Source organism: Pseudomonas sp. B19125 (assembly GCF_044218855.1).
GTDB lineage: Bacteria > Pseudomonadota > Gammaproteobacteria > Pseudomonadales > Pseudomonadaceae > Aquipseudomonas > Aquipseudomonas edaphica.
On sequence record NZ_CP162589.1, the window covers coordinates 1,450,001 to 1,475,233 of the forward strand.

Genomic DNA, 25,233 nt, shown 5'->3' on the forward strand with positions numbered 1-25,233 from the left:
GGATAACAGGCTGATACCGCCCAAGAGTTCATATCGACGGCGGTGTTTGGCACCTCGATGTCGGCTCATCACATCCTGGGGCTGAAGCCGGTCCCAAGGGTATGGCTGTTCGCCATTTAAAGTGGTACGCGAGCTGGGTTTAGAACGTCGTGAGACAGTTCGGTCCCTATCTGCCGTGGACGTTTGAGATTTGAGAGGGGCTGCTCCTAGTACGAGAGGACCGGAGTGGACGAACCTCTGGTGTTCCGGTTGTCACGCCAGTGGCATTGCCGGGTAGCTATGTTCGGAATAGATAACCGCTGAAAGCATCTAAGCGGGAAACTAGCCTCAAGATGAGATCTCACTGGAACCTTGAGTTCCCTGAAGGGCCGTCGAAGACTACGACGTTGATAGGTTGGGTGTGTAAGCGCTGTGAGGCGTTGAGCTAACCAATACTAATTGCCCGTGAGGCTTGACCATATAACACCCAAGCAATTTGAGTCGAAAGGCCAGATTGGGTGTGTGAAGACGAGATGAACCGAAAGTTCGACGCTCACAAAACACCGAAAGCTGTCACATACCCAATTTGCTGAAGCGAAGCCATTTGGCTACGACTCAGTACCCGAATTTCTTGACGACCATAGAGCATTGGAACCACCTGATCCCATCCCGAACTCAGTAGTGAAACGATGCATCGCCGATGGTAGTGTGGGGTTTCCCCATGTGAGAGTAGGTCATCGTCAAGATTAAATTCCAAAACCCCTGATTGCTAACGCAATCAGGGGTTTTGTTTTGGGCGGTCGAAAAGTGTGGGCACGCAATGTATCAAGCGTTTCCCTGTTGCAGCCTGCCACCGCCTTCAATGCTAAAGTCCATGCCTCGATTTTGCTTTTCCCAAGGAAGCCGTTATGCCGGATGCGACGTCCCTCAGCGCTGGATTCATGGTGGTTCACGGCAACCGCCTGGACGAACTGCGCAGTCTGGTAGTCAGCTGGATGCGCCGTTATCCCCTGGCTCCTCTGGAAAACGAAATTGCCTTGGTCCAGAGCAACGGCATTGCCCAATGGCTCAAGTTGGCCTTGGCAGAGGATCCGGAAGAAGATGATATGGGCGGCTGTGGCATCGCTGCGGCTATCGACGTGCAACTCCCCGGCAGCTTCATGTGGCAGCTCTATCGCATGGTCTTGGGGAAGGATGAAATCCCGCCCAAATCCCTGCTCGATAAGGCCCCGCTGACCTGGCGCTTGATGCGCTTGCTCCCGGAGCTCATCGATCAACCGCACTTCGAGCCCCTGCAGCGCTTTCTCACCGACGACACCGACCTGCGCAAACGCTATCAACTGGCCGAACGCCTGGCCGACTTGTTCGACCAATACCAGGTCTACCGCGCCGACTGGCTGGAAGATTGGGCCGCCGGTCGCCATCAACTGCGCAATGGCCGAGGCGAAGCAAAGCCCCTGAACCCGGCAAATTGTTGGCAGGCCGAACTATGGCGTGCACTGCTATTGGACGTTGGCGAAGAGGGCATGGCCGAAAGCCGTGCCGGTGTTCACCAGCGTTTTATCGAGCGGATCAACACCCTCGAAAAAGCCCCTCAGGGGCTGCCGTCCCGAGTCATCGTTTTCGGCATTTCATCCTTGCCCGCCCAAGCGCTGGAAGCACTCGCCGGCCTGGCACGCTTCAGCCAAGTCCTGCTGTGCGTACACAACCCTTGCCGCCACCACTGGTCCGACATCGTCGCCGACAAAGACCTGCTGCGTAACGAGTACAAACGCCAGGCGCGCAAAGCCGGCATGCCAGTCACCATCGACCCGCAAACCCTGCACCAACATGCGCACCCGTTGCTGGCCGCTTGGGGCAAACAGGGCCGCGACTACATTAGCCTGCTGGACAGCTACGACGACCCCAACAGCTACCGCGCCGCCTTCCGTGATGGCCGCATCGACCTGTTCAGCGACAACGAACCCACCACGTTGCTCAACCAATTGCAGGACGACATCCTCGAACTGCGCCCACTCAATGAAACCCGCGAACTGTGGCCGGGTGTCGATCTAAATCACGACAGCTCCATCCGCTTCCACGTCGCCCACAGCGCCCAACGCGAAGTGGAAATCCTCCATGACCAATTGCTCCAACGCTTCAGCGCCGACCCCACACTGCGCCCGCGTGACATCATCGTCATGGTCCCCGACGTCGACAGCTACGCGCCGCACATCCGCGCCGTCTTCGGCCAGCTTGAGCGAAACGACCCACGCTTCATCCCGTTCACCCTCACCGACCAAGGCCAACGCGGCCGCGATCCGCTGCTGATCGCCGTCGAACACCTGCTAAAACTTCCAGATAGCCGCTTCCCCGTCAGCGAAATCCTCGACCTGCTCGACGTCCCCGCCTTGCGCGAACGTTTTGCCATCAAGGAACGTGATCTGCCCACGCTGCACCGCTGGATCGAAGGCGCCGGCATTCGCTGGGGCCTCAACGCCGAACAGCGCGCCGGCCTCGGCCTCCCCCAGGAGCTTGAGCAAAACAGCTGGCGATTCGGCCTGCGCCGTATGTTGCTGGGTTATGCCGTGGGCACTGGAATCGCCTGTGACGGTATTGAGCCCTACGATGAAATCGGCGGGCTGGACGCCGCGTTGATCGGCCCACTGGTCGCCTTGCTCGATGCGCTAAACCACGCTCATCAAGCCTTGTCACAACCGGCAAGCCCCCCAGAATGGGGCGAGCGCCTGCAACGCCTGATGCAGCTGTTCTTCCTGCCCAGCAGCGAGCACGACGACTATCTACTCGGCCAACTCGAACAACTGCGAGAAGACTGGCTGGAAACCTGCGAGTCCGTCGGCCTGCAGGACGAGTTACCCCTTACCGTCGTCCGCGAAGCCTGGCTCGCCGGCCTCGACCAAGGCCGCCTGTCCCAGCGCTTCCTTGCTGGGGCTGTCAATTTCTGCACCCTGATGCCCATGCGCGCCATCCCGTTCAAGCTGGTCTGCCTGCTCGGCATGAACGACGGCGACTACCCGCGAGCCCAACCGCCGCTGGACTTCGACCTGATGGGCAGCGACTACCGCCCCGGCGACCGTTCACGCCGCGAAGACGATCGTTACCTGCTGCTCGAAGCGCTGCTGTCCGCCCGCGATCAGCTCTATATCAGCTGGGTAGGCCGCAGCATCCGCGACAACAGCGACCGCCCTGCCTCGGTATTGATCGGCCAATTGCGTGACCACCTCGCCAGCGGCTGGCATAACGCAGACACACAAGAACCGTTGCTGGAAGCCATGACCCAGGAGCACCCACTCCAACCCTTCAGCGCCCGCTATTTCCACGAAGGTGATGCGCTGTTCAGCTACGCCCGCGAATGGCAATTGCTCCATCAAGCACCCGTGGCCACGGCTACAGAAGAACACTTGGCAGAGCACCACCAGGAAGAACCTCTGAGCCTCGGTCAGTTGCAAGACTTTGTGCGCAACCCCGTCAAACACTTCTTCAGCCAGCGTCTGAAAGTGTTCTTCGAAGCCGCTGAAGTCCCGCTGGCCGATGAAGAACCTTTCGTTCTCGATGCCTTGCAACGCTACAGCCTCAGCGACAGCCTGCTCAATGCAGCCTTGGCCCAGCCCGATCACATAGACCAGGCCCTGAATGCCCAAGCCCTGCGCCTGCAAGGCAGTGGCCTGCTGCCCATGGTCGGTTTCGGCGAATGCCTGCGTAATGAATTGGTCGAGCCATTGCCCGATCTACTGCAGCGTTATCAACACTTACTGGCGCTCTGGCCTACGCCACAAACCGCTGCCGAACCGATCAGTTTTGAGCATCAAGGCATTGAACTCGAAGGCTGGATCAGTGGCCTGCATCGGCGCAGTGATGGCGGATTGTTAAGCGTCACCACCATCCCCAACAGCATTGGCTCGATCAAGACCCGCAAGTGGCATCGACTGATCCGCCCGTGGGTCAATCATGTGGTGGCCTGCGCCTGCGGCTTGCCACTCAGTACCGGGCTGGTCGCCAGTGACGACACCCTGCTGCTGGCCCCGCTGGAAAAAACCGTCGCCCAGGAACTACTCGGCAACCTTTTACTGGCCTGGCACACCGGCATGCGCAAACCACTGCCCGTCGCCGTGAAAACCGCCTTCGCCTGGCTTGGCCAAACCGACCCCGACAAGGCCCAGGCGGCAGCCAGCAAAGCCTATGAAGGTGACGGCCTGACCACCGACGGCGAACGCCGCGAAACCCCGGCGCTCACTCGCCAATTCCCGGATTACGCCACGCTCATCGCCAGCGAAGAATTCGAAGGTTGGGCCGAAACCCTGTATCGGCCCTTGATCAACGCCCCATGGCGATCACTCAGCAGCGAGGAGGCCAGCGCATGATCAGTAAACCTTTGGCCCTGGCCTTCCCACTCAAAGGCAGCCAGCTGATTGAAGCCAGCGCCGGCACTGGCAAGACCTTCACCATTTCCGCCCTGTACCTGCGCCTGGTGCTTGGTCACGGTGGCGACGAATCCGGCTTTGGCCGCGAACTGCTGCCACCGCAAATCCTGGTGGTGACCTTCACCGACGCCGCCACCAAAGAGCTGCGCGAACGCATCCGCATCCGCCTCGCCGAAGCCGCGCGGTTCTTCCGCGACGAAATTGAGCAACCGGACGCCCTGATCGCCGACCTGCGTGACCAATACCTGCCCGAGCAATGGCCTGCCTGTGCCAACCGCCTGGACATCGCCGCCCAATGGATGGACGAAGCTGCGGTTTCGACCATCCACAGTTGGTGCCAGCGCATGCTGCGCGAACACGCGTTCGACAGCGGCAGCCTGTTCACCCAAACCCTGGAAACCGACCACAGCGACCTGCTCGGCGAAGTGCTGCGCGATTACTGGCGGCTGTTCTGCTACCCAATGCACGACGATGCGCTCAACTGGGTGCGCAAAAACTGGAGCGGCCCCGCCGCGCTGATGCCACGCGTGCGCGCGCTGTTCGGCAGCGAACGGCCCACCGATGAAACCCGTGAGCCGGCCGAATTGATCAACGCTTGCTTGCAAGAGCGCCGCCAAGCGCTGGTTGCGCTCAAGGCGCCCTGGCAACAATGGGCCATCGAGCTGCGCGATATCTGCCTGCAAGCCGTCGCCGTCAAAGCCGTCGACGGCCGCAAGATGCAGGCGCGTTACTTCGAGCCCTGGTTCGAAAAGATCAGCGCCTGGGCCACTGACGAAACCCTCGAACAACTCGACATCGGCACCGGCTTCACCCGCCTTACGCCCGTTGGCATGGCCGAAGCCTGGAAGGGTGAGCCGCCGCGCCACCCTGGCATCGACGCCATGGCCAGCCTCAAGGCCAGCCTCGACGCGCTGCCAACCCCCGATGCCGCCGTGTTGCAACACGCCGCCGGTTGGGTCGGTAAACGCTTCGAAGAAGAAAAACGCCGCCGCTCCGAAATGGGCTTCGACGACATGCTCATCCGCCTCAACGCCGCCCTGCAAGCCGACGGCGGCGAGCGCTTGGCCAATGTGATCCGCGAGCAATTCCCGGTCGCCCTGATCGACGAATTCCAGGACACCGACCCGGTGCAATACAGCATCTTCGACAGCATCTACCGCATCGAAGAAAACCACCTAGACAGTGGCCTGTTCCTGATCGGCGACCCCAAACAGGCCATCTACGCCTTCCGTGGCGCCGACATCTACACCTACCTGCGCGCCCGCCAGTCCACCACCGGCCGCCATCACACCCTGGGCACCAACTTCCGTTCCAGCCACGCGATGGTCGAGGCGGTCAACCATGTGTTCCAGAGTGCCGAGACCGGCCGTGGCGCGTTCCTGTTCCGTGAGCGAAATGGCGACAACCCGGTGCCGTTCCACTCGGTGTTGTCCCAAGGCCGCAAAGAGCAGTTGCAAGTCGATGGCCAAACCTTGCCGGCGATGAACCTCTGGCACCTGCCCACCGATCAGCCGATTTCCAACGCGGTCTATCGCCAACAACTCGCGGCCGCCTGTGCTACGCAAATTGTTGAGTTGCTCAATGGCGGGCAGCAGGGCCGCGCGGGTTTCCTACAACCGGATGGCAGCTTAAAAGGCGTACTCCCGTCAGACATCGCCATCCTGGTGCGCGACGGCAAGGAAGCCCAAGCCGTGCGCGCCGAACTGGCCGCCCGTGGTGTACGCAGCGTTTATCTGTCTGACAAGGATTCGGTGTTCGCCGCCCAGGAAGCCCACGACCTGCTGGCCTGGCTCAAGGCCTGCGCCGAGCCGGACGTCGAGCGCCCACTGCGCGCCGCCCTGGCCTGCGTCACCCTGAACCTGTCACTGGCGGAACTGGAGCGTCTGAACCAGGACGAACTGGCGTGGGAAACCCGCGTGATGCAGTTCCGTGGTTATCGCGCGATCTGGCGTACCCAAGGCGTGCTGCCGATGCTGCGACGCCTGCTGCATGATTTCAAACTGCCGCAAACCCTGATCGCCCGCAGTGACGGCGAACGCGTATTGACCAACCTGTTGCACCTGAGCGAACTGCTGCAACAGGCCGCGTCAGAGCTGGATGGCGAGCAAGCATTGATTCGCCACCTGGCCGAACACCTGGCACTGTCGGGCCAGGCCGGTGAAGAACAGATTCTGCGCCTGGAAAGCGACGAACAACTGGTCAAGGTGGTGACCATCCACAAATCCAAGGGCCTGGAATACGACCTGGTCTTCCTGCCGTTTATCTGCTCGGCCAAGCCGGTGGATGGCAGCCGTTTGCCGCTGCATTACCACGACGAACAGGGCAAATCCCAAGTCAGCCTGCGGCCGACCGCCGAGTTGATTACCCAAGCCGACGACGAGCGCCTGGCCGAAGACCTGCGGTTATTCTACGTCGCCCTCACGCGTGCCAAACACGCGTGCTGGTTGGGCATTGCCGACCTCAAACGTGGCAATAACAGCAGCTCGGTCTTGCACCTGTCCGCGCTGGGTTATCTGCTCGGTGGCGGTGCCTCGTTGGGCGAATCCGCTGGTCTGGCGCGCTGGCTGCTGGACTTGCAGGAGGGCTGCGCTGCCATCCTCTACACCCACGTGCCCGACGCGCAAGACAGCCTGTTCCACCCGCCGCGTAACGAGGCTACCTTGCTGGCACCGCTACTGCCCACGCGCAAAGCCGCTGAAAACTGGTGGATCGCTTCTTACAGTGCGCTAAGAATTGGCGACAGCATGAGCGCCGCTAATCTAGAAGCACCAGAAAGCCCACAAGCCCAGAAGCTGTTCGACGACGAACGCCTCGACCCCGACGCACCGCGTGAAGTGGCAGCGTCTGGCGGCGACATTCACCGTTTCCCACGTGGCCCTAACCCCGGCACCTTTCTCCATGGTCTGTTGGAATGGGCGGGCGAGGAAGGCTTCAACGTGACGCCCGAGGCCATCGAAAAAGCCGTGGGCGCCCGCTGTAATCGGCGCAACTGGGAAGGCTGGATCGTCACCCTCAGCGGCTGGCTCGGCCATTTGCTGCAAACGCCGCTGCCGGTAGATAACGATCTAGTCGCCCTCAGCAGCCTGCAGTACTACCAGATCGAAATGGAGTTCTGGTTCGCCAGCCACAAAGTCGACGTGCTGGCCCTCGACAAGCTAGTGTGCCAGCACACCCACAACGGCGTGTCCCGAGTGGCCGCCGAACCGGTGCTGCTCAACGGTATGTTCAAGGGTTTTATCGACCTGACGTTCGAACACGATGGCCGTTATTACGTGGCCGACTACAAATCCAACTGGCTCGGCCCTGACGATTCGGCCTACACGCAGGACGCCATGGAACAGTCGATCCTTGAGCATCGGTACGACCTGCAATACGTACTTTACCTGCTGGCCCTGCACCGCCAGCTGAAGGCACGCCTGCCGGACTACGACTACGACCGCCATGTCGGCGGCGCGCTGTACCTGTTCCTGCGGGGCACCCAGGCCACCAGCCAGGGCGCGTATTTCACCCGGCCGCCACGTGAGCTGATCGAAGGCTTGGACCTGCTGTTCCAGGGCAAACCCATACCGCCCAAGGTTGAGCCCGCCTGGGAACAAGGAGTGCTGCTATGAGCCTGTCGCCCTTACCGCTTGAGGAGTTGATGCCACTCAGTCGCGCCGCCGACCTGTTGCAGTTGTTGGAACGCTGGGTTGAGCGTGGCTGGCTGCGCGCATTGGACAAAGCCTTCGTCGGTTTCCTCCACGAACTCGACCCGCAGGCCGACCCACTGGTATTGCTGGCCGCCGCATTGACCAGCCACCAATTGGGCCATGGCCACGTCTGCCTGGACTTGTTCGAAACCCTTAAAGCGCCAGACTTTGCCCTGTCATTGCCCCCCGAAGGCGACCTGCAAACCGGCGCCATGTTGCTGCCCTCGCAATTGCTCGACGGCCTTGATGGCGCCCACTGGTGCCAGGCGCTGGCCGCCAGCCACTTGGTCGCGCTGGCTGTTGATGGCACTGAATCGGCCCAAAGCCGCCCGCTGGTGCTGTCCGGCAAACGCCTGTATTTGCGCCGCTACTGGACCTACGAACGGCGCATCGACATGGCATTACGCCTGCGCCTGGCCACCCTGGAAACCGTCGCCACTGATTTGCCGCAACGCCTGAACACCTTGTTCGATCAAGCGCCGCCGGACGGCGTGATCGACTGGCAAAAACTTGCCTGCGCCCTGGCCACACGCGGTGCCTTCAGCATCGTTACCGGCGGCCCCGGCACCGGCAAAACCACCACTGTAGTGCGCTTGCTTGCGCTGCTGCAGGCCCCGGCGGTAGAGGCCAACAGCCCATTGCGCATCCGCCTCGCCGCGCCCACGGGCAAAGCCGCCGCACGCCTCACCGAATCCATCAGCCAGCAAGTACTCTCGCTGAATGTGCCGGACAGCGTGCGGGAAAAAATCCCCACCCAGGTCACCACGGTTCACCGCCTGCTTGGCAGCCGCCCCGGCACGCGACATTTTCGGCATCACCTCGGCAACCCGTTGCCATTGGATGTGCTGGTGGTGGACGAAGCCTCGATGATCGACCTGGAAATGATGGCCAACCTGCTGGACGCGTTGCCGCCCCACGCACGCCTGGTATTGCTCGGGGACAAAGACCAACTCGCTTCGGTCGAAGCCGGCGCCGTGCTCGGCGACTTATGCCGTGATGCCGAAGCCGGCTGGTACAGCCCCGACACGCGCCAATGGCTGCAAGCGGTCAGCGGCGAAGACCTCAGCGCCAGCGGCCTGCAGGAAGATCTCGATGGCAGTCATCCGCTCGCCCAGCAAGTGGTCATGCTGCGCTATTCGCGACGCTTCGGCGAAGGCAGTGGCATCGGCCAACTGGCGCGTTGGGTTAACCAGCAAAATGCCGAAGAGGCGCGCAGACTGCTTGCCGCGCGCAGCCATAACGACCTGTTCTGCCTCAGCCTCAAGGGCGAACACGATCACGCGCTTGAGCGCCTGGTGCTGGACGGGCAGGGCGACGACGCCCAGGGTTATCGCTATTACCTCAACCTGCTGCACAGCGCGCGCCCGGCCCTCGACACAGCGCGCGAAGACGCCGCCTGGACCCACTGGGCGCAACAACTATTGCAAGCCTTCGACGCCTTCCAACTGCTCTGCGCCGTGCGCAAAGGCCCATGGGGCGTGGAAGGTTTAAACCAGCGCATCACCGCCGCCTTGCGCAAAGTGCGGCTGATCGAAGGCGATGACCAATGGTACGAAGGCCGCCCGGTGTTGATGACGCGCAACGACTACGGCCTGGGCTTGATGAACGGCGACATCGGCATCGCCCTCAAACTGCCCGAAAGCGACGGCGGCCCACAGGTGTTGCGTGTGGCTTTCCCACGCAACGATGGCCAGGGCGGCGTGCGTTTTGTACTGCCCAGCCGTCTGAATGATGTGGAAACCGTGTACGCCATGACCGTGCACAAATCCCAGGGCTCCGAATTCACTCACACGGCGCTGATCCTGCCCGATGCGCTGAACCCGGTGCTGACCAAAGAGCTGATCTACACCGGCATCACCCGCGCCAAACGCTGGTTCAGTTTGATCGAACCGCGAGGCGGGGTGTTTGAAGAAGCGGTGCGGCGCAAGGTCAAACGCCTGAGCGGGTTGATGCTGGAGTTGGATGCCGCCCTCGATAAAACTGACTGATTGGTCATTAAATATTTCTGGTTTAGTTGTCTGATTTTTCTGAAAATATAGCGGGCTTTGATAAACCCCCAGTTCGTGGGGTTTTCCGCCGCTGTGCTATCGTTGCGGCATCACCCTGTAAAATATTTGAGAGAATTGCTGCATGAACGTGGCTGTCTCGCCCACAGAGCGCAGTTTGAGCTGGAGACGCATGTTACTGGTGGCGGTGCTATGCCTGCTCGCCCCGCGTGTATTTGCGCAGACGCCCAGCCTGGCGGATCACCGCGCCCAGGCGGTCACCCAAGTGGTACTCGGCATCCTCAGTTATGCCCGTTGGCCGGTGGAGCCTGCACAACTGCGCTTGTGCATCGTCGGCCCCACCCAATACACCGACGACCTTGTCAAAGGCACCACCCAGGCCACTGGCCGCCCGGTGGTGGTGCAGCGCCTGCTGGCCGATAATCCCGATATCGTCAGTGCCTGCGACGCCATTTACATCGGCAAACTCACCGCCGATGAACGCAGCCGCCTGTTCACCTCATTGATCGGCCACCCGGTGCTCAGCATCAGCGAAGGCGGCGACCAATGCACCGTGGGCAGCCTGTTCTGCCTGCGCGTGGGCGATGAGCAAGTGTCGTTCGAGGTCAACCTGGATTCCGTCGCCCGTAGCGGCGTGCGCATCCACCCCAGTGTGTTGCAACTGTCCCGACGTCGAGCGCCAGCGCCATGAGAACCGCTAAAGCGCGGCCGACCTTGCGTTCGGTCATTGGCCGTGGGCATTTGATCCTGGCACTGGTGGCCGTGACCCTGGCCAGTGTGTCGCTGACCCTGCTCGGCGTGCTGGCGCTGCGGGTGTATGCCGAGCACAACCTGCACCTGATCGCGCGCTCCATCAACTACACCGTGGAAGCTGCGGTGGTGTTCGATGACAGTGCCGCCGCCACCGAAGCGCTGAGCCTGATTGCATCGACTGAAGAAGTGGCCCAGGCCGAAGTCTTCGACGCCAACGGCAAGCTGCTGGCGCAATGGGTACGGCCCGAAACCGGCATGCTCTCCAAGGTCGAGCTGGCGGTGGCGCACACCCTGCTCGAACAGCCTATCAGCCAGCCGGTCCTGCACCAGGGCCAGCCCGTCGGCAGCATTCACTTGGTCGGCCATGGCGGCAGCCTGCTGCGCTTTTTGCTCAGTGGCCTGGCCGGGATTCTGATTTGTACCGCGCTCAGCGCCTGGGTTGCGTTGTACCTGGCGCGGCGTCTGTTGCAAGGCATCACCCAACCGCTGCAAAGCCTTGCCGCCGTGGCCCACGCCGCCCGCAGCGAGCGCGATTTTGACCGCCGTGTGCCACCGGCGCAGATCGCCGAACTCGATAGCCTCGGCAGCGACTTCAACGCCTTGCTCGGTGAGATGGAAGCCTGGCAAAGCCACCTGCAAAGTGAAAATGAAACCCTCGCCCACCAAGCCAGCCACGACAGCCTCACCGGCTTGCCCAACCGCGCGTTCTTCGAAGGCCGCCTGATTCGCGCACTGCGCAGCGCCGCCAAGATCAATGAGAAAGTGGCGGTGTTGTTCCTCGACAGCGACCGCTTCAAAGACATCAACGACAACTTTGGCCACGCCGCCGGCGATGCCGTGCTGGTCGCCGTCGCCGAACGCGTGCGTGCGCAGCTGCGTGAGGATGACCTGGTGGCGCGCCTGGGCGGTGATGAATTCGCGATCCTGCTGGCGCCGCTGCACAAGGCCGAGGATGCCCAGCGCATTGCCGACAAGATCATTGCCAGCATGGACAAACCAATCCCGTTGCCCGGCAATACCCAGGTGCTGACCTCCCTCAGTATCGGCATCGCCATCTACCCCGATCATGGCGCCACTCCCGGTACCCTGCTTAATGCCGCCGACGCGGCCATGTACCAAGCCAAGCGGCTGTCTCAAGGCGGCCAGCAAACGGCGGAGGCGGAGCCTACCGCTGCCAACGTTCAACACAGGAGTTGATCCCTTGTTCTCGAAAACGCGTGTTCTGTTTATCACTTTACTGGTGGCCTTCCTGGCCCTCGGCGGCTGCCAGACGCCGCCGCCCAAAGGCCTGACCCCGGCGCAAGTCGCGGTCCTCAAACAACAAGGCTTTGAACTCACCGACGAAGGCTGGGCCTTCGGGTTATCCGGCAAAGTGCTGTTCGGCAGCGACGTCGAAAGCCTCAACAAAGCCAGCACCGACATCGTCGAACGCATCGGCAAAGCCCTGACGGGCGCCGGTATCGACCGCGTGCGCGTAGACGGCCACACCGACGCCTCGGGCAAAGAAACCTACAACCAGCAGTTATCCCTGCGCCGCGCCAAAAGCGTGGGCAAGGTGCTGACCAGCGTGGGCATGAAAGAAGAAAACATCCAACTGCGCGGCCTGGGCAGCAGCGAACCGGTGGCGTCAAACACCACCGTGGCAGGCCGCACCGAGAACCGGCGCGTGTCGATCGTCGTGATTGCCGACTAAGCACCTCACTCAATCCCAACGTGGCAATGCGGTCAACTGTGGGAGCAGGCAAGCCAGCTCCCACACTTATTTGTGCCAGACCTGAATCCTGTGCCCACCACCCTTCAACTGTGGGAGCGGGCTTGCTCGCGAATGCGGTGTATCAGCAGTAGATAAGCTGCCTGACCCACCGCCATCGCAGGCAAGCCAGCTCCCACACTTATTTGTGCCAGACCTGAATCCCGTGCCCGCCACCCTTCAACTGTGGGAGCGGGCTTGCCCGCGAATGCGGTGTATCAGCAGCAGATAACCTGCCTGACCCACCGCCATCGCAGGCAAGCCAGCTCCCACACTTATTTGTGCCAGACCTGAATCCTGTGCCCACCACCCTTCAACTGTGGGAGCGGGCTTGCTCGCGAATGCGGTGTATCAGCAGTAGATAAGCTACCTGACCCACCGCCATCGCAGGCAAGCCAGCTCCCACACTTATTTGTGCCAGACCTGAATCTTGTGCTCGCCACCATTCAACTGTGGGAGCGGGCTTGCCCGCGAATGCGGTGTATCAGCAGCAGATAACCTGCCTGACCCACCGCCATTCGCAGGCAAGCCAGCTCCCACACTTGTTTGTGGCAGACCTGAATCCTGTGCCCGCCACCCTTCAACTGTGGGAGCCGGGCTTGCCCGCGATGGCGGTGGGTCAGCTGAGGATTTACTCACTGACCCACCGCTTTCGCGAGCAAGCCCGCTCCCATATTTTGTTTTGAAGTGTGCTTGCTGGCGTGTTCGCTTAGCTGCTCGGCGTCATTGCTTGCGTCAGGTCATCCACCACGGCTTTGCCCATCTCACACAGGTAATGCGCGGCCCATGCGTATTGCTCTACACCCACACTCATGACGAATCTTGATGGCTAAGCTGATGAGGTTTCGCTTTTTCGCAAGTGGTGGGCTTAGTTAAATGGGCGCTCTAACTAACCACCTTAAAGAATCTCGATGATCATAAAAGGCAGTAATTTCAGCCAAGAGGTGTGCAGCCATGCAACAGCCTTGGTTGATGAACTACAAGGCACACCCACTCAACTTCCGGACAAGAAGCCGATGTCTATCAGTAATGCTGAGGTACTCGCTCTGATTTATTCCGGGGCGGACGTAACAGTTGATTCGTCTATGTTCTCGGCGTTGCAGCGTGACAGTCAGGCAATAGCGGCTCGAGATTCGAAGCGCCACGTAACGTTCCGGAATGCAGCGATGATTGATCAGTCAGAACGGTTAGCGCTGTCGAAAAATGCACCCATGGCTGTGCATTTAGATTTTTCTTGAGTGTTGTCTCGATACCTAGAATGAGCAAGTTATCAGACATGGCCTGCTAGACATTTGAAGTGTTCTTATCTCAAAAAGAAAAAGCCGAGCCCCATGGACAACTCCGATATCGCGATCACGCTGGTCTTGATCTCTGCCTTCATGCACGCCACCTGGAACGCTGTAGTCCGCGCCGGTAGCAGTCGCTTCATGACCTTGGCCATGGTTGATGGTACCGCGCTAGTGATATGCCTGCTGGCCTTGCCATTTGTCAGAGTGCCGAGCCTGGAGGTTGGGGGCTATATCCTCGTCTCCGTGATGCTCAATACGGTCTATCGGCTATTCCTTATCAAGGCGTATGAAACGGGTGACTTCGGCCAGGTTTACCCCGTGATGCGTGGGGTACCGCCCGTATTGGTCGCGCTGTTTTCCTTCTTTCTGCTGCATGAGCAGTTGTCACTCCAGGCTTTGACCGGAGTGTTGCTGATTTGTGTGGGGATTATCAGCCTGACCTTTGTGCGCAGGATGACGGCGCAGATGTTCAAACCGATCCTGATGGCGGTGTGCGCCGGTGTGTTTATTGCGTCTTACACGGTGGTGGATGCCAAAGGTGTAAGAGCGAGTGAGACGGTAATGCAGTACATCATCTACCTGACAGTGTTCCAGAGTATTCCGATCCCTGTGCTGGCGTATTCCAAAGAGCGTTCAGCCTTGGCTCAAGCAATACGTGGGCATTGGCGAGTAGGCCTGTTAGGCGGTGTTTTTTACCTGGCGTCTTACGGATTGGTGTTGTTTGCGTTATCGCTGGATGCGGTCGCCAAGGTCTCAGCGCTGCGGGAAACCAGTGTTATTATCGGCGCCATTATTGCCGCGCTGTTCTTTCATGAACGGTTCGGTTGGCGACGGATGCTGTCGGCATTCGTCATTGTTTGCGGGATCATCTTGATCAAAGTGAGCACCTGATGGCCCAGCGTCCGCCTCCCACACCCATGCTTCAAGCGTTCGTCAGCGCAGCGCAAACGGGTAGTTTTGCGCGTGCTGCCTCTGAGCTCAACCTCACCGCCAGTGCCATCAGTCATCAAATTGCGGGCCTTGAGGAGTGGTGGGGCGTGCTGTTGTTTGAGTGGCACTCGCGCGGTGTGAAGCTGACGGCAGCGGGGCAGGCCTTATTGCCGGTAACCGACGGATTTTTCAAGGCGCTGGACGGGGTGCTGCATTCGCTCAACCCCGGTAAATCCCCGCCGTTGTACCTCTCATGCACCTCTTCCCTCTGTTCGACGTGGCTGATTCCCAGAATGCACGGCTCTCACACTGAGGCCTCGTTCAACATTGACCTGGTGTTGACCAGCGCTGACATGAGCGGCGCCAGCCTGGAGGCTCATCAATACGATGTCGCGGTGGTGATGGGGTACGGCGACTACCCGGATCATCATGTTGAACTGCTGATGCGCGACGCGGTGTTCCCCGTTTGTTCGCCGGAGTTTCTGCGGTTGAAGGGTGATATTGCACAGGAAGATGTCGCCCGGTACCCGCTGATCCATCGGGTGGACGATCAGGTGTGTCCGGGGTGGGAAAGCTGGTTTGCATTTCAGGGGCTGGCGGCGCCGCCTTATCACCATGGGCCGCGATTTCCGGATTCGAGCCAGGCGATCAGTCTGGCGGTGAAGGGCACAGGGATTGCGCTGGGCAGAACTGCGTTGGTGTACGACCAATTGGAAGGCGGCACATTGGTTGCGCTGAATAGCCCAGTGATGATGTCGCCAGCGGCCTATTACATAATTTGCCGAAACGGACGACAGTCGGAGCCCGATATCGCTCGGTTAATTGTTTGGCTCAAGAGCACCGCGGGTGAGTTTTTGCGGGAAGTGCGGGCTCGGCATCCGCAAATAGCTGGGGCTGGTGCGGTTTAGAAGTGGAAGGAGCAAGCTTCCTCCCACATTCCGATCGTTCCCACGCTCCGCGTGGGAATGCATCCTGTGACGCTCCGCGTCACGACTTCAAGAGCAGACGCAGAGCGTCCAGGGCGGCATTCCCACGCAGAGCGTCACTAGTGTCCGGTAAAAACCAAAGGGGGAGCTTGCTCCCCCTTGTTGTTCGCGACTGTCAGTCATAATCGGATTTTTCAGACTCGATTTTGACCCATGTTTACCAGTACCCGTTTAGCCCACCTACTCAGTGCGATCCCGCGCCAGTTCTTTCGGCAATCCACCGAAAAGCACCAGGCTGATCGCTACGTCAAACGCTGCACGAGCTGGCAATTGCTGGTGACACTGGTCAGCGGCCATATAACCCAAGCCTTAAGCCTGCGGTCCTTGGCCACTTTTTCCGAAACGCTAAGTCCGCATAGTTACCATCTTAAAGCGGGGCCCGTCGCCCGATCGACCCTGTCAGATGCTTTGAACAAGCGAAACTACCGGCCATTCCAGGATCTTTGCCAATTGCTGTTGAGCGGCATCAGCCGCCAACAGCGCAAAGAAGTCGGTGCCATGATTAGCCTGCTTGATTCCACGTCAATCACTTTGCGCGGACCTCACTTTGATGACTGGACAGCCTCCACGAAAACCCGCATCACGCAGGGCCTGAAAGTACATGTCGGACTAGATTTGGCGCAGTTGGCCCCGGTGTACGTCAACATCACTCCTGCCAACGTCAACGACCTGAGCGATGCGCTGGAAATGCCGATTCAGGTCGGCATGACGTATGTCTTTGACAAGGGATATTGCGATTACAACTGGTGGCACCAGTTGCAGACCAAAGGAGCCTTTTTCGTCACCCGCCTGAAAAAAAACGCCAATATCAAAGTGCTGCACAAGCACTCGATCGCAGCCGAGCAAAGCCCCGTCATGACCGACGAAGTCATCCTGTTCGGAAAAAAGCATCTAGGCGGCAAGCGTCTTAATGACTACCGAGAAACGCCGGCAAGACGCGTGGTGGTAGAACGCGAGGGACATGCCACGCCGTTAATCCTGGTGACCAATGACTTCGTAAGATCAGCCGAAGAAATCGCGGGATTGTATAAAGATCGCTGGAAGATCGAGCTGTTTTTCAAGTGGGTCAAGCAACATCTGAAACTCAAACGCTTCTACGCATTCTCTGAAAACGCCGTGCGTCTGCAGATTTACAGTGCCTTGATCAGCTACTTGTTATTGCACCTTTACCATCGTCGCTCAGAATTTACCGGTTCGTTGTTTGAGCTGACGGTTCGCATATCTCATGTCCTGCACGAACGGCCCGCGACGCCAGAATTGAGGGATCGACGAAGGCAGGAGCGAGAAAAGCTGAAGGCTGCCCAAGGCAGCCTTCAGCTATGAAACATGTTTACCGGACACTAGTGACGCAGAGCGTGGGAACGATCTGCGATCTAGCCTTTAGCTCGTAGGCGTCATCGCTTGCGTCAGGTCATCCACCACGGCTTTGCCCATCTCACACAGGTAGTGTGCGGCCCAGGCGTATTGTTCGCCGCGTACATCCATGGCGGCTTCCATGGCGAGTTTCTTGGAATAAAACAGCAGGGTGGAGGCGTGTTCCAGGGCTTGCTCGATGGGCATGCCGGAGTTGACGCGGAACAGCGGTTTTTGGTTTTCGCCGTAGTCGCCGAAGGTGACGACGCCGAGGGTGGTGATGGATGAAAGGGGTGGATCGGGGACGATTTTGCTCATGATGATTGCTCTCTGCTGAAGTAGAGCTGCCACATCACATCGCTAAACATGAAGAGGGTGGCAGCTGTGTGCAGGTTAGCGATCCGGGCCAGAGCGCATCCCGGGTAGACTCGAAAGTCTCCCGCACACAGCCGCCATAAAACGCTAAAAGCTGACGAGAGCCAGCTGATACTGTTGGGGGCAGTGTCACGCCTGAAACCCGGATCGCTAAACCCGATCGCTGATGAGCAGCGAAGTCAGGAGGCTAGTGACCCAAACGGTAAGGCGCAATAGGGTAGAGAGTCTCTAGGAAACGTCCTGCAAATTAAAGCGAATCGTCGCTGATGGCCCTTTAATCCGCGAACCTCATCTCCCGCGTTTCCCCCATCAACAACCCCGCGTTCTGCTCCGTCACTTCCCTGATGTAATCCCACAACAGCGTAATCCGCTTCAGCTTCCGCAAATCCTCCCGGCAATACATCCAAAACTGCCGCGTTATCGCAATCTGCTCGCCCAGCACCGGCAACAACCGTGGGTCCTGCGCCGCCAGGAAGCACGGCAATATCGCCATCGACCGGCCCTGCTGCGCCGCCACGTACTGCGCGATCACGCTGGTACTGCGCAAACTCGCGCTGGCGCCGGGCACTACGTTGGCCAGGTACAACAGCTCCGAGCTGAACGCCAGGTCATCCACATAGCTGATAAACGGATGCTCGGCCAAATCCGCCGGTTTGCGGATCGGCGGGTGTTGGTCGAGGTAGTCCTGGGTCGCGTACAGCTGCAATTTGTAGTCGCACAGTTTGCAGCACACATACGGCCCGTGTTCCGGGCGTTCCAGGGCGATCACTATGTCGGCTTCGCGCTTGGACAGGCTGATGAAGTGGGGCAGGGGCAAAATATCCACCGAGATTGCCGGGTAAGTGTCGACAAAGTGGCTGAGCTGCGGCGTGACAAAAAAGCTGCCGAAACCTTCGGTGCAGCCCATGCGCACATGCCCGGACAGCGCCACGCCAGAGCCGGACACCTGCTCGCAGGCCATGTGCAGCGTGCTTTCGATGGACTCCGCATACCCCAGCAAACGCTGGCCTTCGGTGGTGAGCACGAAGCCGTTGGTCCGGGATTTTTCGAACAGCAATGTGCCGAGCGACACTTCCAACGAACTGATGCGCCGCGACACGGTGGTGTAGTCCACCGCCAGGCGCTTGGCGGCGACGCTGGCCTTACGGGTGCGGGCCACTTCGAGGAAAAACTTCAGGTCATCCCAGTTCAGGGAGCCCAATGACGTGATGTTTTTTTGCATATTGGACCGGCTTTTATGTGCGTTCTTATTAGAGATTTGCACATCTATACTCCAAAAACAGTCCGAACGCCTCATTCTTCAAGGCGATAGGGGTGTGCTCTCAATAGATGGCGGATCGCGTTGGAGCTGTGATTGTGTCAGGCAAGGCGCGGGACGAAGAGGATGCTTCTGCCTCTTCAAGTCCCGCAACGCAGACTGGCGCGATCACAGCTCCAACCCGCAGGGCCAAGTCCCAAATGAAAGTGTTAGGGATGAACCGGATTTACGCTGGGACGCAGGCGCGACCGTCAGCTATTGAGAGCACACCCCTGGCCTTGGTTCTCTGCACAAATATAAGATTTGGAGACCACATGAACGCTTCTGCCGATATTTCCGTGCAACAGGTCAAGTTGCTGATCAAGGGTGAATGGGTCGAATCCAAGACCACCCACTGGCAAGACATCGTCAACCCGGCCACTCAAGAGGTGCTGGCCAAAGTCCCTTTCGCCACCGCCGATGAAGTCAACGCCGCCATCGACGCTGCCCATCAAGCTTTTCAAACCTGGAAGCTCACGCCGATCGGCGCACGCATGCGCATCATGCTCAAGCTGCAAGCCTTGATCCGCGAACATTCCAAGCGCATCGCCGTAGTCCTGAGCGCCGAGCAGGGTAAGACCATTGCCGACGCCGAAGGCGATATTTTCCGTGGCCTGGAAGTGGTCGAACACGCGTGTTCTATCGGCACCTTGCAGATGGGCGAGTTCGCTGAAAACGTCGCCGGTGGCGTCGACACCTACACCCTGCGCCAGCCGATCGGCGTGTGCGCAGGCATCACTCCGTTCAACTTCCCGGCGATGATTCCACTGTGGATGTTCCCGATGGCGATTGCCTGCGGTAACACTTTCGTGCTCAAACCGTCCGAACAAGACCCTCTGTCGACGATGCTGCTGGTAGAGCTGGCGCTGGAAGCCGGTGTGCCGGCCGGCGTGCTCAACGTGGTGCACGGCGGCAAGGATGTGGTGGATGCGCTGTGCACCCATAAAGATATCAAGGCAGTTTCTTTCGTCGGTTCGACCGCCGTTGGTACCCACGTGTACGACCTGGCCGGCAAACACGGTAAGCGCGTGCAGTCGATGATGGGCGCCAAGAACCACGCCGTGGTGCTGCCGGACGCCAACCGCGAACACACCTTGAATGCGCTGGTCGGTGCCGGTTTCGGCGCGGCAGGCCAGCGTTGCATGGCCACCTCGGTGGTGGTGCTGGTGGGCGCGGCCAAGCAGTGGCTGCCGGATTTGAAAGCGCTGGCGCAAAAACTCAAGGTTAACGCTGGCAGTGAAGCGGGCACGGATGTCGGCCCGGTGATCTCCAAACGCGCCAAGGCGCGCATTCTGGAACTGATCGAAAGCGGCGTGAAAGAAGGCGCCAAGCTGGAGCTGGACGGCCGCGACATCAAGGTGCCGGGCTTCGAACACGGCAACTTCGTCGGCCCGACCCTGTTCTCGGGCGTGACCACTGATATGCAGATCTACACCCAGGAAATCTTCGGCCCGGTGCTGGTGGTGCTGGAAGTCGCCACGCTGGATGAGGCCATCGCGCTGGTCAACGCCAACCCGTTCGGCAACGGCACCGGCTTGTTCACCCAAAGCGGTGCGGCAGCGCGTAAGTTCCAGAGCGAAATCGATGTAGGCCAGGTCGGTATCAACATCCCGATTCCGGTGCCAGTGCCGTTCTTCAGCTTCACCGGTTCGCGCGGTTCCAAGCTCGGCGACCTCGGCCCGTATGGCAAGCAAGTGGTGCAGTTCTACACCCAGACCAAAACCGTCACCAGCCGCTGGTTCGATGACGACACGGTCAACGATGGCGTCAACACCACCATCAACCTGCGCTGATTTGGGGAGACGACCATGAAGATTGCATTTATCGGCTTGGGCAACATGGGCGCGCCCATGGCCCGCAACCTGATCAAGGCTGGCCATGCGCTGAACCTGTTTGATTTGAACCAGACAGTGCTCAAAGAGTTGGCCGAACTGGGCGGCACCATCAGCGACTCGCCGCGTGATGCGGCCAGCGGCGCGGAGCTTGTGATTACCATGCTGCCGGCCGCTGCCCATGTGCGCAGCGTGTGGCTGAATGAAGATGGCGTGCTTGCTGGCATCGGCAAAGGCGTGCCGGCGGTGGATTGCAGCACCATCGACCCGCAAACCATTCGCGATGTGTCTGCCGCGGCGGCAAAACAAGGCGTGGTGGTGGCCGACGCACCCGTCTCCGGCGGCACGGGTGGCGCGCAAGCCGGGACGCTGACCTTCATGGTCGGCGCCACCCCGGAACTGTTCGCCACCCTGCAACCGGTGCTGGCGCAGATGGGCCGCAATATCGTGCATTGTGGCGATGTCGGCACCGGCCAGATCGCCAAGATCTGCAACAACCTGTTGCTCGGCATCAGCATGGTCGGCGTCAGCGAGGCCATGGCCCTGGGCGATGCGCTGGGCATCGACACGCAAGTGCTGGCCGGGATTATCAACAGCTCCACCGGGCGCTGCTGGAGTTCCGACACTTACAACCCATGGCCGGGCGTGATTGAAACTGCGCCGTCGTCCCGTGGCTATACCGGTGGTTTCGGCGCCGACCTGATGCTCAAGGACCTGGGGCTGGCCACCGAAGCCGCACGCCAGGCCAAGCAACCGGTAATCCTCGGCGCCGTGGCCCAGCAGTTGTATCAATCGATGAGTCAGCGTGGGGAAGGGGGTAAAGACTTCTCGGCGATCATCAACAGCTATCGCAAACCCAAGTAGGGGCGTTTCCGAGAGCCCGCGTCGGGCGGGCTCTCGGGTTTTTGCCGGTTACCACAGTGGCTTTTCGTAGCTGACGATCAAGCGTGTTTCGTCTATATCGCTTTCAAAGTTGGAGCGCATCATTGCGTTGCGTAAGCGGACTTTGACGTTTTTCAGGGTCGGATTCTGGAAGGCATAGCTCACATCGATATCCCGTTCCCACTCACGCCCGTCCGAACGGCCCGGCCCTCGGTCGACGTTGCTGCCCGATGCATAGCGCGTGAACATGGAAAGGCCGGGAACGCCCAGCGCGGTGAAGTCGTAGTCGTAGCGTACTTGCCAGGATTTTTCATCCTTATTGGCGAAGTCGCTGTACTGCAGAAAATTCACCAGTGTGGGATAGCTTCCTCTTACAGCTGCGTGGCCTGTGTTGCCTGACATGGTTTGGTAGGCCCCACCCAATTTATGCGCCCCCCATGCGTAGGTCAGCATCGCACCCACTGCGGTGTTGTCGATGTTGGTTTGGCCGTTATCGAGAGAGCGCGTGTAACGCAATTCACTTTTCAGGCTTTGGTCCTCGGCAACTGGATAGGTATGTTGAAGGCTGCCCGCGTGCTGGGTGTAGAGGTTGTCCAGCGTGCTGTAGTAGTAGCTGGCGGTGAGTTGTTTGTTGACGGCGTAACTACCGCCTGCAAAGTCGAATGCATTCGATTGATTCTTCCCACGAACCACGATATTCCTGCGTGCGCCGGTGGCGACCGCCAACGCTTCATAGTTGGTTGAGTCGACCTGGTTGACGTGGGTAATTCTGCCCACGTCCAGCGTCAGGTCTTTGAGTTCCTGGGAGCGCAGGTGCGCGCCCTTGAAAAGCTGCGGCTGCAAGCGGCCGACGTTTTTTTCCAGTATCGGTAGCGCTGGTGGGGCCAGCGCACCGATTTTCAGCGTCGTTTGGGAAGCCCTGAATTTTGCCGTAAAAGCGGCTTCGCCATAGCTGTCTTCGGCTTTGCCGGATTGACGCACCGGCAATAAGCCGGAGCGGGTTCGGTCTGCACTTGAATCAAGCTTGAAGCCCGCCATGGCGAGGACATCGACGCCAACACCCACGGTGCCTTCGGTGTACCCGGACTCAATTTGCAACGCGAAACCTTGTGCCCATTCTTCGCGCTTGGACTGCGTGGCATTGGGCTCACGGTAGTCACGGTTGAAGTAAAAGTTCTTCAGCTCAAGCTTGCCGGTGCTGTCACTGATGAAGTCAGCGAGGGCAGAGGGTGCGAGAAAAACACAGATGTTTAACACACATACTTTGGTCAGGACGTTCAATTGGGCAGCCTGCGTGAGTGGGAAGACTCATCGCAGGGTGCTTTAAAGGGGCCGGACTCACGCTAGGGAAAAACTGAAGCAGGCCAAGGATTTATCTGATGCTGCTTATGCAAACACAAAATACTTACGCACGGTCTCGACCACTTCCCACGTGCCCTTCATACCGGGTTCCACCACAAAGATATCCCCAGCCCGCAAGTGAATCGGCTCCATGCCTTCTGGTGTGATCACGCAGTAGCCTTCCTGGAAGTGGCAATATTCCCACTTTACGTATTCCACGTACCACTTGCCCGGCGTGCAGATCCAGGTGCCCATGATCTTGCTGCCGTCTTCGCTGGTGTAGGCGTTGAGGTTGACGGTGTGCGGGTCGCCCTCGAGCTTTTCCCATTTGCAGGCATCCAGGACAGGTAGCGGGTGGGTGTCACGCAGTACGGTGATGGGCTTGGACATGATGGCTCCGAGGCAGGGAAGGGAAAGATGAACCCTAAGGCCTTGGGCGTTGTGTCAGTGGTCTGAACTCGACATCGGGATGCCCAGAAGCGCAGCCGAATGCGATCTCTCAGACACTGTGCAGTCCATGTGGGAGCGGGCTTGCCCGCGATAGCGGAGTGTCAGGTACTGGAGATGCAGCTGTGCCGCCGTCATCGCGGGCAAGCCCGGCTCCCACAGGGAAAGGAGGCGCTCTTGAGTGATAGGTTTGTGCGGTAAAGCGCTATTTCCCCGCAGTAACTGCGAAAAATTTCCCGTGTTGCGCAGGAATTAGCAAGAAAATGCACGGCTGGCCCTCGTATCATTCACCCAAGAACGAGTGAGAGCCTTGCAATGAACCCAATAAAAACGTGGTGGGATATCAGCCCGCCCTTGAGCACGGCGACGCCGACCTGGCCGGGCGATACGCCGTTCCAGGAAGAGCGCGTGTGGCAGTTTGGCCCGGAGTGCCCGGTGAATGTGGGCCGCGTGACGTTTTCGCCGCACACTGGCGCCCATGTGGACGCGCCGCTGCATTACAGCGCCGACGGTGCGCCGATCGGCGAGGTGTCGCTGGATGTGTACATGGGCCCGTGCCGGGTGTTGCATTGCCTGGGCAGCGGCGCGCTGGTGCAGCCGCATCAGTTGCAAGGGCGTGTGGATAACTTGCCTGAGCGTGTGCTACTGCGCACTTATCCACAAGCACCGCTGACCGAGTGGGACTCGAACTTCACCGCCATCGCACCACAAACCATTGAGCTGCTCGCCAGCCTGGGCGTGCGTCTGATCGGTATCGACACACCGTCCCTGGACCCGCAACAGTCCAAGACCATGGATTCGCACAACGCCGTGGCCCGCCATGGCATGGCGATTCTCGAAGGCATCGTGCTTGATGATGTACCGGAGGGCGACTATGAGTTGATCGCGCTGCCGTTGCGTTTTGCCAACCTGGACGCCAGCCCCGTCCGTGCCATTCTCCGCCCGCTCAAGGAGCCCACGCGATGAGCCAGTGTCCCTTTTCACCTGATTACCAGCCGCCGGAAGAATGGCATAACGCCGAACTGAATTTTTCCGAGTCCATGAGCTACGGCGACTACCTGGACCTGGGCAAAGTCCTCAGCGCCCAGCACCCGCTGTCGCCCGATCACAACGAAATGCTCTTTATCATCCAGCACCAGACTTCAGAGCTGTGGATGAAACTGATGCTCCACGAACTCAAGGCCGCCCGCGAGCACGTGCGCCTGGGCGAGTTGCCGCCGGCATTCAAGATGCTGGCGCGAGTGTCACGGATCTTCGATCAACTGGTGCATGCCTGGGCCGTGCTGGCGACCATGACGCCGTCGGAGTACAAGGCGATTCGCCCGTTTCTGGGGCAGTCGTCGGGGTTCCAGTCGTTCCAGTACCGTGAGATCGAATTTATCCTTGGCAATAAAAGCGCAGCGCTGTTGCGGCCGCACGCGCATCGGCCAGAATTGTTGAACGAGTTGAAAGTGGCGATTGCCACGCCGTCGCTGTACGACGAGGCGATTAATCTGATGGTTAAAGCCGGGTTGGCGATTGACCCCAAGCGCGCCGAACGCGACCCGACGGCGGCCACGGTTCACGATGAGTCCGTGGAGGCGGCGTGGCGCGAGGTGTATCGCGACCCGAGTCGGTATTGGGATTTGTATCAGTTGGCCGAGAAGTTTATCGACCTGGAAGACTCATTCCGCCAGTGGCGCTTTCGGCATGTGACCACGGTGGAGCGCATCATTGGCTTCCAGCCCGGCACCGGTGGCACCGAAGGCGTGGGTTACCTGCGCAAGATGCTCGACACGGTGCTGTTCCCCGAACTGTGGCGAGTGCGTTCCACGCTATAAAAAAAGCCCCGGAATTCCGGGGCTTTCTACATCTGGAATGCAATCAAATGTGGGAGCTGGCTTGCCTGCGATAGCGGTCTGTC

General features: G+C 59.6%; 18 protein-coding genes, 2 rRNA genes and 1 pseudogene (1 of these 21 running past the window's edge). 16 read left to right on the top strand and 5 right to left on the bottom strand.

Annotation, left to right across the window (positions count from 1 at the left end; genetic code table 11):
• The 8 genes from AB4P96_RS06580 to AB4P96_RS06615 all read left to right on the top strand — a co-directional run.
• Nucleotides 1–459: ribosomal RNA gene (locus tag AB4P96_RS06580) — 23S ribosomal RNA — on the top strand (it extends 2,433 nt beyond the left edge of the window).
• Nucleotides 460–609: 150 nt separating this feature from the next.
• Nucleotides 610–725: ribosomal RNA gene (rrf, locus tag AB4P96_RS06585) — 5S ribosomal RNA — on the top strand.
• Between the two features lie 162 nt (nt 726–887).
• Nucleotides 888–4,340 (top strand): exodeoxyribonuclease V subunit gamma, encoded by a 3,453-nt coding sequence (gene recC / locus AB4P96_RS06590; RefSeq protein WP_170040471.1) that lies wholly within the window; start codon nt 888–890, stop codon nt 4,338–4,340.
• Nucleotides 4,337–8,011, top strand: coding sequence for an exodeoxyribonuclease V subunit beta (gene recB, locus AB4P96_RS06595; protein ID WP_395600617.1), 3,675 nt, complete (start codon nt 4,337–4,339; stop codon nt 8,009–8,011). The genes recC and recB overlap by 4 nt, the downstream gene beginning before the upstream one ends.
• Complete coding sequence (gene recD, locus AB4P96_RS06600; protein ID WP_395600618.1) at nt 8,008–10,077, top strand: exodeoxyribonuclease V subunit alpha; 2,070 nt, start codon at nt 8,008–8,010, stop codon at nt 10,075–10,077. Before recB ends, recD begins: the two co-directional genes overlap by 4 nt.
• 142 nt (nt 10,078–10,219) lie before the next feature.
• On the top strand, nt 10,220–10,786 hold the full coding sequence (locus AB4P96_RS06605; RefSeq protein WP_099549471.1) for a YfiR family protein: 567 nt from the start codon (nt 10,220–10,222) through the stop codon (nt 10,784–10,786).
• Nucleotides 10,783–12,045 carry a diguanylate cyclase domain-containing protein gene (locus AB4P96_RS06610; protein WP_017137979.1) on the top strand — a complete coding sequence of 421 codons (1,263 nt, stop codon included), beginning with the start codon at nt 10,783–10,785 and terminating at the stop codon, nt 12,043–12,045. The genes AB4P96_RS06605 and AB4P96_RS06610 overlap by 4 nt, the downstream gene beginning before the upstream one ends.
• 4 nt (nt 12,046–12,049) lie before the next feature.
• Entirely contained in the window at nt 12,050–12,541 is a 492-nt protein-coding gene (locus AB4P96_RS06615) for an OmpA family protein (protein ID WP_017137978.1), read from the top strand.
• Between the two features lie 766 nt (nt 12,542–13,307).
• On the opposite strand, the pseudogene AB4P96_RS06620 reads toward AB4P96_RS06615, so the two are convergent.
• A pseudogene (locus AB4P96_RS06620) lies at nt 13,308–13,412 on the bottom strand (DUF3077 domain-containing protein); the annotation flags it as partial.
• Nucleotides 13,413–13,509: 97 nt separating this feature from the next.
• Between AB4P96_RS06620 and AB4P96_RS06625 the strand changes: the two are divergent.
• The 4 genes from AB4P96_RS06625 (at nt 13,510) to AB4P96_RS06640 (ending at nt 17,126) form a co-directional block, all read left to right on the top strand.
• On the top strand, nt 13,510–13,836 hold the full coding sequence (locus tag AB4P96_RS06625; protein WP_395600619.1) for a hypothetical protein: 327 nt from the start codon (nt 13,510–13,512) through the stop codon (nt 13,834–13,836).
• 93 nt (nt 13,837–13,929) lie between these two features.
• On the top strand, nt 13,930–14,778 hold the full coding sequence (locus AB4P96_RS06630) for an EamA family transporter (RefSeq protein WP_186618043.1): 849 nt from the start codon (nt 13,930–13,932) through the stop codon (nt 14,776–14,778).
• Nucleotides 14,778–15,725, top strand: a complete 948-nt coding sequence (locus AB4P96_RS06635; protein ID WP_186618045.1) for a LysR substrate-binding domain-containing protein — start codon at nt 14,778–14,780, stop codon at nt 15,723–15,725. Before AB4P96_RS06630 ends, AB4P96_RS06635 begins: the two co-directional genes overlap by 1 nt.
• Nucleotides 15,726–15,956: 231 nt before the next feature.
• Nucleotides 15,957–17,126: an IS4 family transposase gene (locus tag AB4P96_RS06640; protein WP_099549335.1), complete on the top strand. Its 1,170-nt coding sequence runs from the start codon at nt 15,957–15,959 to the stop codon at nt 17,124–17,126.
• Nucleotides 17,127–17,183: 57 nt separating this feature from the next.
• Here the strand turns inward: AB4P96_RS06640 and AB4P96_RS06645 are convergent, their stop codons facing one another.
• Both AB4P96_RS06645 and AB4P96_RS06650 read right to left on the bottom strand, forming a co-directional pair.
• Nucleotides 17,184–17,474 carry a DUF3077 domain-containing protein gene (locus tag AB4P96_RS06645; protein ID WP_017137974.1) on the bottom strand — a complete coding sequence of 97 codons (291 nt, stop codon included), beginning with the start codon at nt 17,472–17,474 and terminating at the stop codon, nt 17,184–17,186.
• A 331-nt stretch (nt 17,475–17,805) separates the two neighbouring features.
• Nucleotides 17,806–18,753 (bottom strand): LysR family transcriptional regulator, encoded by a 948-nt coding sequence (locus tag AB4P96_RS06650; protein ID WP_017137973.1) that lies wholly within the window; start codon nt 18,751–18,753, stop codon nt 17,806–17,808.
• Between the two features lie 350 nt (nt 18,754–19,103).
• On the opposite strand from AB4P96_RS06650, the gene AB4P96_RS06655 reads away from it, so the two are divergent.
• The gene (locus AB4P96_RS06655; RefSeq protein WP_099549421.1) at nt 19,104–20,621 is read left to right on the top strand and encodes a CoA-acylating methylmalonate-semialdehyde dehydrogenase; all 1,518 of its coding nucleotides are present in this window, start codon (nt 19,104–19,106) and stop codon (nt 20,619–20,621) included.
• A gap of 15 nt (nt 20,622–20,636) precedes the next feature.
• Complete coding sequence (gene mmsB, locus AB4P96_RS06660; protein ID WP_169988469.1) at nt 20,637–21,524, top strand: 3-hydroxyisobutyrate dehydrogenase; 888 nt, start codon at nt 20,637–20,639, stop codon at nt 21,522–21,524.
• Nucleotides 21,525–21,572: 48 nt separating this feature from the next.
• Here mmsB and AB4P96_RS06665 read toward each other — a convergent pair whose 3' ends face one another.
• Nucleotides 21,573–22,823 carry an OprD family porin gene (locus AB4P96_RS06665; RefSeq protein WP_017137970.1) on the bottom strand — a complete coding sequence of 417 codons (1,251 nt, stop codon included), beginning with the start codon at nt 22,821–22,823 and terminating at the stop codon, nt 21,573–21,575.
• A 105-nt stretch (nt 22,824–22,928) separates the two neighbouring features.
• The gene (locus AB4P96_RS06670; protein ID WP_003230905.1) at nt 22,929–23,273 is read right to left on the bottom strand and encodes a cupin domain-containing protein; all 345 of its coding nucleotides are present in this window, start codon (nt 23,271–23,273) and stop codon (nt 22,929–22,931) included.
• A 372-nt stretch (nt 23,274–23,645) separates the two neighbouring features.
• Here AB4P96_RS06670 and kynB point away from each other — a divergent pair, with 372 nt between their 5' ends.
• Nucleotides 23,646–24,296 (top strand): arylformamidase, encoded by a 651-nt coding sequence (kynB, locus tag AB4P96_RS06675; protein ID WP_017137969.1) that lies wholly within the window; start codon nt 23,646–23,648, stop codon nt 24,294–24,296.
• Nucleotides 24,293–25,150, top strand: a complete 858-nt coding sequence (kynA, locus tag AB4P96_RS06680) for a tryptophan 2,3-dioxygenase (protein WP_017137968.1) — start codon at nt 24,293–24,295, stop codon at nt 25,148–25,150. Before kynB ends, kynA begins: the two co-directional genes overlap by 4 nt.
• Nucleotides 25,151–25,233: the final 83 nt, after the last annotated feature.